This is a genomic window from Actinocatenispora thailandica (assembly GCF_016865425.1).
Classification (GTDB): Bacteria; Actinomycetota; Actinomycetes; order Mycobacteriales; family Micromonosporaceae; genus Actinocatenispora; species Actinocatenispora thailandica.
The window spans coordinates 880457-891429 of the sequence record NZ_AP023355.1; the positions used below are offsets into that span (position 1 = coordinate 880457).

Genomic DNA, 10973 nt, shown 5'->3' on the forward strand with positions numbered 1-10973 from the left:
CACGGACGCCGGCAACCTGCAGCGACGCTGGTTCCTGGCCGAACGGGCCGGCGCCGCCGACGACCCGCTCGCCAGGGAGGCGGCGAGCCGGCTCCGTGACCTGGACGCGACCCTGGGCCTGCACCCGGAAGATGCCGATTCGCCGGCGCGCTGGCGGGCCGTCGAGCGCCATCTCCGCGCCCGTCCGCAGCGAGCCACGCCGGACGAGCTGGATCCGACGGGCCCGCGTCGCCCCGGCGGCGGCGCCGACGGTCGCATCAACGACCCGGAACTGCCCGGTACCGCGCTGATGCGGGACCCGGCCGGCCCGGAGCTGACCGATGCGGACGTGCGTGCCTCCGACGATCAGCTGCACCGCGGCGATCTGGGTGGGCTGATCGACGCTTTCGGCCGGGACGAGCACGGCGCGTGGTTCGAGCCGACCGCGGGCGATCCGACCCAGCCGCGGCTGGAACGCCAGTACTTCGACTACCGGATCGGCCGGGTGGAAGGGGAGAACCTCGCGGAACTCCATCCGCGGTCCGGCACCGCGGACGACCCGCACATCGTCACGATCGACCCGCACACGCCGGCGCGGGTGCTCGGCTCGATTCGCATCCACGAGTTCTCCCACGCGGTCGACGAGCTGCGGGCCCAGGCGCGTGCCGAGGCGCAGGGCGTCGGCCGGGACGAGCTGGCCGCGGCGCGGCACCGCGACCACGCGGTGGACCAGGAGTGCCTGGTCGCCCGGAGCCGCGAGTGGAACCACGTGTCCCGTCGCTGGGCCGAGGCGCGCGACGCGGAGGAACGCGGCGACTGGGAACGCACGCTGCGCGGGATGGCCGACGCGTTGCGGCGCGGCGGGATCGAACCGCCCGAGTTCCCGTGGCGCGGCGGCCGGTTCTTCGCGGCCGACGTGCGGCCGGAGCCGCTGCGGCATCGCACCGACATCCTGGTGTCGGCCGACCCGGCCCGGACCGCGGACGGGTTGCCGCTGGACACCGGGCGGATGGTCGCCGCCGCCGCCGGCTACCAGCCCGACCTGCACGGCGCGCGGTCGCCGTTCGGCGCGGTCGACGCCCGCGACGGGGTCGCGGTGTTCGTACCGCGGGACGGCGACGCTAAGCCGATCCGGCTGCGCCCGATCGCCGCCCGGTTGCCCGAGGGTGTCGACGCCATCCTGGCTCGCGACCCGGCCCCCGGAGCGGATGGGGACACCTTCCACGTCTTCGTCGCCGAGGGCGTGCACGAACTCGTGGCGGGTACGGCGTTGCACCGGTTCGCCGCCGACCTGGCCGACGTCGGAGTGGGCACCCGGGACCGGATCCGCGAGACGTTCCGGATGCCGGAGCGGCGCACGCTGACCGCCGATGCGGTGCAGGTCACCGATCCACGCCGGCTGCGGCTGGGGGCGGCGGACCACCGTGACGTGGTGCAGCCGCTGCGGTACCTGGCTGGTCAGGTGGGTCGCGGCGGCGAGGCCGCCGGGGCGGCCCGCACCGAGCTGCGCGCGGTGCTGGAGCGCGCCGGGTTGATGGAGTGGCAGCCCGGCGGCGACGCCAAGTGGGAGCGGGTCGGTGAGCACCTGACCGGCGATGCGCTGGACGCGGTGCGGACCGAGCGCGGGCTTGATGCGGCGCCGCCGGCCGACCGGTTGCGCGGCACGATCTACACCCGCGTCGGCGAGTTCGACGCCGAGCACGTGGTGGTGACGCCGCGGGCCGAGCACGTCTACGAGCTGGCCTTCGACAAGGAGTTCCAGCATGGCGAGGGGCCGCGGCATCCGTGGGTCGTGGAGTTCGGTGCCGACGAGCGCGCCCGGGTCCAGCTGGAAGGCGGGCAGCCCCGGCCGCTCGAACCGGGTGACCGGGTGGCCGAGGGCGTGGTCGTCAAGCACGCCGACGGGGTGCTGCTGATCGCCCGGGCCGATCGCACCTACCGGGTGTTGTTCGATCCCGCTGCGGCCGACCACGACGCGGTGCTCAGCGCGGTCGACGGCATGCTGCGCGAGACGCGGACCCTGGAACGCGACCACCCCGGCGGCTACGTGTCCTGGCGCACCAACACCAAGCGCGCGGTGTTCGGTGCGGCGGTGAAGCTCGGCCTGTTCGAGGGCGTCATGGCGGGCGCCGGTAACCCGCTCAACGGCTACTCGGCCAGCATGATCGAGGGCGCCACCGCGAACACCGGCGCGTACGGGGTGCGGCAGCACACCCGGCTGGTCCGCCAGGTCGAGGCCAAGCGGGCCGGTGAGGCCTGGGACATCGAGCGTCGGGCGTACGTCCGAGTCGACGAGCTGACCACCCGGACGGCCGAGATCCAGGCGCGGGCGCGGGCGCTGACCGAGGCAACGGCGGGAAACCGGTGGGCCGAGCTGGACCGTCAGGCCGCGGAGAAGGCCGCGGAGAAGCCGGCCGGGGACCCCGGCGCGGAACCGGCCCGCCAGGAGGCCCGACCGGCCGAGGGCGAGTCGGAAGAGCCGGCCGAGAGCGAGCCCCGGAAGCCGGCCGAAGGCGAGTCGAAGCCGGCCGAGGGTGAGCCGGCCGAGTCCGGGTCGGGCACGTCGGGCGGGATCAGCGCGGAGCGGCGCAGCGAGGTCCGGAAGGCGGTGACCGAGGCCGTCGACGCGTTGGCCGGCAATCACCGGGAGGCGCAGCGGACCGATCTGACCGAGGAACAGCGGGCCACGCTCGCGGACAAGCCCACGTACGACGGCTTCGACCGGCTCGACCTCCGGGCGAGGGACGTGAAGGTCGGTGGCATCCGGTACGGCGAGTTCCGCTACCGGTTGGAGGGCCCGCTGGCCGACGAGCGGCCGTCGTGGGGCGAGCGCTGGCGCGGCGCGTTGCGGTTGGCTCCGTCGATGTTGCACGCGGACGTGCACGTTCGGGTGGCCGAGCTCACCGGGTCCGACCGCACGGTGGAGGTGCAGCCGATATCCGGCCGTGCCGGCCACTACCGGATGACGGTGGCGCCGAAGTTCCACGAACTCGATGCCCAGCAGCGGCAGGAGAAGCTGGGCGAGGCGTTCGCGGCGATCGCCGACGCCGAGCGTGGCTCCCGCGTCCGGGAGCTGAACGGTCTCGGCGACTGGCTGCGCGGCCTGGTGCGCCAGCCGCTGCGGCAGGGCCAGCGGGTCGGTACCACCGGGGCGGTCGAGGACGCGATCATCTCGTCCAGTGGTGCCAGCGGCGCCCGCCGGACCTCCATGGTCGAGCACGCGCAGTTCCGGGAGGCGGCCTCGCTCGAACGGTTCCTGTACAGCTGGACCGACAGCGCCTACCAGGTGCTGATGAACCGCAGCTCGGAGAAGGCCGCGCTGCGGGCCAGCCAGGAGCACTTCGAGGACAACTACGAGTTCGAGAACAAGCTCGACAAGAACGTCCAGAAGTCCTCGGCGGCGGAGGTCGACCGGGCGTTCAGCGCGCTCGCCGACGCCGCGCACGAACAGCGGCGTCGGCTGGCCGAGGAGCTGGGGGACGCCAACCTGGACACCGAGCGGGTCGGCTTCGACGAGTTCGTCGGCGCCAACCCGGACGGCTCCCTCGACCGGGGGTTCCGCGGGCTGGAGGAGACGCTGCGGAGCCGGGAGGCCTTCGGCGAGAAGGCGGTCGAGCGGACCACGTTCAAGGTCCCGGTCCGCGAGGAGAAGCCGGACGACGCGACCCGTCCGGGCGAGGAGGCCCGCCCGGACGATGAGACGCGCCCGGACGCCGAGACCCGCCCGTCGGAGGAGAACACTGCGGCGCCCGAGGCGCGGCCGGAGGCGGAACCGCGCCCGGACAACGAACCCCGTGCCGACACCGGAGACCGTTCGGACGCCGCAGCCCGCGCGGGCAGCGAATCTCGTTCGGGCGACGAAGGTCGCCCGGAAGCCGAAGGCGGTACCGACGGGAGTCGGGCGGAGAGTGACCGGGCCGCGGACGGTGCGGAGTCGACGGGCGCCAAGACCCAGGAGGTCACCGGGTTCCGCATCAAGACCGAGCGCGGTTCCGTGCGGATCCACGTGGTGGCCGGCAAGGACGGCGAGACCGAGCCGCGCTGGGCGCGCGTCGGCCACGGCAAGGTGCGCATCACGCTGCCGACGCACGTGGATGCGGACGGCCATCGCACCATCGACCCGGAGGAGGCCGGCCGGCTCATCGTCCGGGTGACGGAGAAGGCCATCAACTGGCAGCAGACCGGGCGTCCGAGGCTGTGGGTCCGGTTCACCCAGCGGATGTCCGGCTACGGCGCGTACACCGTGGTCGGCGGCGCCGTCGCGATGCTGACCGGGCACATCGACAGCGCGTGGCTCAGCCTCGCCGGGCTGGCGGTGCAGGCGCCGGTCGCGGTGGGCGACTGGCTGGTCGCCCGGGTCCGGCAGGCACAGCGGGTGGAGCACCAGTACGGCGGGGACGATCCGAGCCACGTCACCGCCGAGCTGCTGCGCGAACACCAGATCCAGGCGCGCAGCGAACTCGAACGGTTCACCGAGACGGTGCTGGACTCGTACCGGTCGATCGCCCAGCACGAGAACGCCGAGGACGTCGACCGGGAGCGGCTGACGGCGGTGCAGACCCGCCTCGGCGAGTTGCTCGGTGACGAGCACGCCCCGCTGGGCCGGCGACTGGTCTCCGACATCACCGACCGGGGCCTGCCCGGCGCGGCACGGGCCGAACGGCTCGGCGGCTCCACGTTCCGGGTGAAGTTCCCGGAGGACGACGACCCGTTGCGGCGCGGACCGGTCTCCCGGTTCGACGCCCTGCATGCACGGATCACGGTGGTACCGGCCGCGACGCTGGACGGAGCGACGGCGCGGGGCGCCCGCTATTTCTACGACGAGACCCACCTGCACGTGCAGGTCTCCGACGATCCGTCGGTGCCGTACGAGACGAAGCTTCGCGCGGCCCAGGACGTGCTGCGTGAGTTCGCCTACGACCTGCGGCACCGTCCCGACCCGGCGCCGTTCCGGGAACACCTGAAGGATGCGGTGCTGCCGTCCGCGGTGGGTGTCACCGCGCAGGTGATCACCGCCGCGTCGCACGGCGTGCTGAGCTCCCGGCTGCTGCACGGCACGCTCGGGCAGGTGGCGATGTGGCCGGTCCGGGCATACGGGGCCGACTTCGCCACCCGCGAGGCCATCACCGACGCGATCGCCTTCGGTCAGCTCGGCGGCAGACTGGTGGGTCGCCCGTCGGCCGAACACATCTTCGCGTCGGCCCGCGTCGCGGACAGCTTCCTGGACCACTACGAGCGACTGTCGGAGATGCCGGCCGAGATCGAGCGGCGCTGGTCGGAGCTGGAGGCGCGGTCCGGCCGGGTCGGCGACGCCCGGGACCGCATCCCGCTGGACCGGTCCGGGGACGGCACTGGTGGCCCGGAGACCGGTTCGGGCGACGCGCCGGCTCGGCACCGGCCGCGCCTGACCTTCCGATCGTCTCGGCACGGCGACGGGTGGTTCGACGCGTACCGGGCGGCGACCCGTCCGGCGACCGCGTTCGAGTCGGGCCTGCCCGATCCGTCCCGGGTGGCCACCCCGGAGCTGCCGGGCACCGCGCTGGTGAAGCATCCGGACAACCCGCGGCTCACCGACACCGCGTTGGCGCGGGAGGAGACCCGGCCCAGCGCAACGGATCTGGCCGAGCTGGTGCGGGACGACGGCGCCGCCACCGGCTGGGACGGGCGCCGGGCATGGTTCGAACCCACGAACTCCCGCCTGCCGCGGCAGCACGTCGAGTACCGGACCGGCGCGATCGAAGGGCGTGACCTGGCGGAGACCGAGCTGCGGGCCGGTACCGCCGACGATCCGCACCTGGTGACGATCGACGAGCGCACCCCGCTCGACGTGGTCGCGTCGGTCCGGATCCACGAGCTGGCACGCACCGTGGACCAGCTGAACGCGCAGTTGCGCGGGGAGCCGCAGGGCGTCGCGCGCGACACCCTGCCCGGCACGCACCAGGGTGCGGACGCCGTCGCCGGGGAGCACCTGGTCGCGCGGCAGCGGGAGTGGCCGCACCTCGCCCGCAAGTGGGCGGAGGCAACCGACGCCGGCGCGCGGGAACGGTGGGCGACGACGTTGCGCGGGCTCGCCGCTGCGCTGCGCCGCGGCGGGATCGAGCCACCGGAGTTCCCGTGGGGTACCGACGGCGCACCGCACGGCGGAGGGTTGCGGTTCCACGGTGCGGACGGCACCTACGAGCTGCGGTTCGGTGTCGACCGGGGGGCCGCCGACCCGGGCCAGCTGACCACCTGGCCCGGGTATCCGGCCGACGTCTCCGATCGGGTCGGCCAGTTGACCGAGTTGGCGGCGGCGAGCCACGCCACGACGCACGATCCGGCGTCGACCGCGGGCGAACTGCGTGGCCTGCAACAGGCCGTACGCGGCCGGTGGGACGAGCTCTCCGCCGCGGACCGGCGCGCGGTCATCGACCTGGCGCCGCAGCTGGTCGGAAACCTGGACGGCATCCCGATCGCGGATCGGTTCGCGGCGAACGAGGTGGCGATCGACCGGCTGCACCGGCAGGCCTGGCAGGCCCGGGACGAGCTGCGCCGGCAGCTGTGGCCGGACGGGTACCGGCGGCCCGAGCAGTTGCTCGGCCACCCCCGCTACCGGGCGATCGACCGGCTGGTGCGCACCTTGGACGAGTTCCGCGAGCCCGAGCAGCGACTGGTGCGGGACGCCAACGGCGTCACCCGGGTGGTCGCGCAGCGGCCGCGGTTCGCCGCCTTCGAGGGCACCGTCGACGGGATCGACCGGGCCGTCCGGATCCGCGGCGACCTGTCCACCGCGGCCAGCGTCGGTGTGCTGGTCGGCTCCATGCACGGCCGGCCGGAGACCGATCGGTGGGCGGAGAACCTGTTCGACGCCGCCGACCGCCCCGACCTGGCGATCGTCACGTCGTCGGCCGGGCACGGCGGGGAGCGGTTCGGTGCACCGACGCCGGAGACGGTGGCCGGGCTGCGTTCGTTGCTGCTGACCATGGGCCGGGAGGCCGGTGGCGCCGAGACGACCCTGTTCGTACCCGCCGGCGAGCGCGGCGCGCTCCGCCACCTCGACGGGGCCGGCGCCGACGCGGTGGTCCTGCTGGGTGGCGCCGGCCGCGGCGACCACCCGCTGATCCGGGGTGCGCTGGAGGAGGGTACGCCCGCGCTGCGGCAGGCGGTACACGCGCTCGGCGGGCCCGAGGGGGCCGGCCGGAGCCGGTCGAGCCGGCCGCCCGCGCCGAGCGCGGCGCGGGGGACGCGGCGGCGCCTTCGGCGGCCACCGAACGGGAGCGGTTGATCGGCGAGCACGAGCAGGGTGCGGCGCCGGCGGACCTCGCCCGGTTCGCGCACGAACAGGGCGCCGAGCACCATCGGCTGTCCAAGCTGTACGCCCAGCCGGAGATCCACGCCCGACTGGCGGACCGGTACGAACGGTTGACCGACGCCGCGCTGGACGGCCCGGCCGGCGCGGACGCGGCGCGGCGGCTGCACGAGCAGATCGTGGGCCTGGAAGCCAGGCTGCACGAGGGCCCGGGCGAGCCGGGGCCACGTTGGCGAGCCGCCGGCAGCGATCCGGTCGGCTACCACGGTGCCCACGACCCGCGGAACGCGGTGACCATCGAGCACGCCCGCGCGGAGCGGGTGCGGCAGGTGGCTCGGCAGGAGGCCGAGGAGCTGCTGCCGGCCGCGCGTCAGGAGTTGGACGCGGCGCGTGCCCGGCACGCCGAGGCGGTGCGCAGCCTCGACATCTGGCGGGACACCGGGCGGGGCCGGCCGGCCGGTGCCGACCTCGCCGAGGTGGACCGGTCGCTGGCGCGCGAGGCCGAGGCGCGGTTGCGGGAGGTGGAGGCCGCCCGGGAACGGGTGCAGGTGCTCACCGACTGGACCCGGCGGTGGTTGGTGCGCGGCACGATCGACCTGCGGTACACGCCTCGGGCGCACGCGGAGCTGAACCGCCCGGACGGCCCGACCGTCGAGCCGTTGCGCGACGGCGTCGACCTGATTAGGCGCGGCCTCGACCAGCAGACGATGCCGCCGACGCGGGCCCGGCAGGAACGGCTGGAGGCGCAGCTGCCGCGCGACGCCGACGGTCGGTTCGCGCGCAGCGACCCGCGCAGCTGGTTCCGGCACGTCTCGGACGGCCGGTCCAACTGCGTCGAGGTGCTGCGCGCCGCCGTGCAGACGTTGCGGGGGCGCCCGACCGTTGCGCCCGAGGACACCGTCAACCTGGTCCGCGGCACCCTGGACGCGACGATCCCGGCCGCGCGATACGCCACGGCCGTCGAATCGCTCGGCAGCCACGCCAGCGAGCCGGCGCCCGGTCAGCGGTACGAGCTGGGCGGCATTCGCAGCAGGGTCGCGACGGCGGAACGCACCCAGGCGCTGGTGGACCCGTACCGGCGGCTCGGCACCACCGGCGATCGGGTCGCCGACGCGGCGCGCGGCTTCGACCGGATCGAGGAGACGCTGCGGCAGGCCGCGGCCGAGACCGGCACGGCGTACGCGACGGTCGGGTACGTGCGACCGGATGGTCGCGGTCACGTGCTCCTCGCGTTCCACGACGGCGCGCGTACCACCTACTACGATGCCGACGCCCCGTTCGGCCGGTCGCGTCCGTTCGAGATCGACCAAGGCGCCATCGAACGTCTCGACGCCCAGGTGTTCGACGCGAACGACCAGGTGCGGCTGATCGCGGACGCCCCACCGAGCCAGCTGGATCACTACCAGGTGCGATTCGGTGCCGGGGACGCCGCGACCAGCCACGTCGACCCGTCGCCGGAGCTGCTCGGCCAGGAACGACCGGGGGCGCTGCGCGACGCCTGGGCGGCCCGGCTCGCCGAGCGGGCCGAGCACGGGTTCGCCACGCATCGCCTGGCGCAGCGGGCGTTCGCCGCCCGCGCGGAGGATCCGCGCCTCACCGAAGCGGAACGGGCCGACCTCGCCGACCGCGCCGGGCACGAGGACCAGATCGCCGAATACCACCGGCAGCGCGCCGAGTCGTACCGGCACCTGATCGACGCCCGCGACCAGCCGGTGCTGCGCACCCCGAGCCGCCCGGTCGAGTACTACGGGGCTCCGTCCCGCCGGGCGGTGCTGGACTGGCTGGACGCGCGTACCACCGATCACGGCCACCAGGCGACGCACCGGGACGCTGGGCCGGCCCGGCACGACACCCAGGTCGACGCCGACGGCCGGACCGAGCCCGAGCTGTACTCGCGCGGTTCGCACCGCGCCAACCTGGACCTGCTCGACCACGGTGGTGGGGTCGAGCGCTCGATGGAGACGGTGGTCGATCTCGCGGCCCGGGCCGGCGTGCCGATCGATCCGAGCCGGCTGCGCATCGTCGACGACCGGGCAACCGCGCAGCGCATCGACGCCGAAGCGGCCGAGGCGACCGCCGTACTCGGCGAACCGGTGCGGCCCGCCGCAGCGCAGACCGTGCTGGAGCACGGCGAGCCGGCCGTCCACCTCTACCCGTCGGCGTTCGCCGACGCCGAGACGCTCGTCGCGGTGCTGGCGCACGAGCAGGCGCACGTCGAGCAGCGGCTGGCCGGCCGGGTGGTCGACTCCTCGACCGTGCACGAGTTGGAAGCCGAGGCGCACCGGGCCGAGGCTGTCGCGTTGGAGCGATTCCGGAGGTACGAGAGTGGTTCGGTTCTCGGTGCTGACGGTCGTGGACCCGCCGGACCGCGCTGGCGTCCTGGCGTCGGGGAAGGTCCTGGCCGGGACGGTCCGGGAGGGATCGACGCTGCGGATCGAAGCGACCGGGCAGCCGGTGCGGGTCGTCGCGGTGGACTTCCCGACGCCGGCCGCGACGGCGTTGGGCCGAACGACCCTGGTACTGGACCGGCGGGACGCGGGATCGGTGACGGTCGGGACGGTGCTGATCGACTGAGCCGCCCGGCCCGGTTCCCGACCGTCCGCGAGGTCGCCGAGCTGTTCGGGATCTCGCTGGCGGACCAGGGCACGCTGGCCAGGCTCAGTCGCGAGCACGACGTCGTGTTCGACGTACGGCCGCCGCGGCAACCCGGCGAGCTGCCGGAGATCGTCGATGCGCGCGCCGTCGACGGCAGCCGGTTGCCCGCCGACCGGTGGGCGATCCTGGAGATCGACCTGCCCGGTACCGAACTGCCCGGCCTCCGCTGGGACGTCGATCCGTGGCTGGTCGACCGGGTGAACGACGCGCCCGGCACGGTCGACCCGGTGCTGCGGGTCTCGCCCCGGTACGACCCGCGGATCGTCGACCGGTCCGACCCGGTCGACGTGGACGTGCGGATTCCGGTGCCGGGCGCGGACGGCGTGCAGCACGACACCGGCGTGCCGTACGGCGAGCAGGCCATCCTGCTGGACTTCAGCCGCCGGTACGGGGTGACCGTGGACGTGCGGCCGCTGGACGGCCCGGTGCTGGATCAGGTGCGGCACGGTGCGGTCCCTGGCCCGCTGGGCGAGGCCCGGTGGGTGGCGACCCACGATGATGTCAGCCGGCTGCGGGCACCCCGGCGGTCCGAGGGCCTTGCGGTGCACTACGAACCGCGCCGCCGCTTCGGCGACTGGCCGATCGACGTGGCCAGCCGGGCCGCCGAACGGGCCCGGGACTTCGTCCGGTTCGATCCGGACCGCGGGTTCGAGCCACCGCGACACGATCGGCCGACGTGGCGGACCCGGCGCGGCCTGTTCGAGTACGAGGGGCGCGATGTCTACCCGCTCGACGACGTCGGGCGACGGCTGGTAGCGCCACTGGACGTGGTGGGGCTGCGGCGCACCGACGGCACGCTGTTGCCCGATGCCGACTTCCGTCGGCTGACCGACGAACTGGCCGACCTCGGCTTCCGCGTTCGTGTCGATGCGCAGCGGCACGCGATCCAGCCGGACGCCGACCGCTTCGGCCACGATGATGTGCCGCGCCCCGCCGAGATGGCCGACGGCGCGGATCCGGAGCAGGGGCCGGCGGTGCGGTTCGACTGGCGCGACCTGCCTCGCCGGATCGAGCTGCCGCTCGGGCCGGCCCGGCGGAGCTGATCAACCAC

Annotated in this window: 2 protein-coding genes (1 of these 2 cut by a window edge); both read left to right on the forward strand. The window is 74.6% G+C overall.

Going from position 1 to position 10973, the window contains the following annotated elements; translation table 11 throughout:
• Positions 1-7243, forward strand: partial view of a hypothetical protein gene (locus tag Athai_RS03900; protein WP_203960197.1) — the 3' end only. Its footprint begins 8837 nt before the window's first position; the window shows 7243 of its 16080 coding nt (coding positions 8838-16080); its start codon lies beyond the left edge, outside the window; it ends in the stop codon at positions 7241-7243.
• Complete coding sequence (locus Athai_RS34685; protein WP_203960198.1) at positions 7240-10965, forward strand: ribonuclease D; 3726 nt, start codon at positions 7240-7242, stop codon at positions 10963-10965. Before Athai_RS03900 ends, Athai_RS34685 begins: the two co-directional genes overlap by 4 nt.
• The last annotated feature ends 8 nt before the right edge of the window (positions 10966-10973 follow it).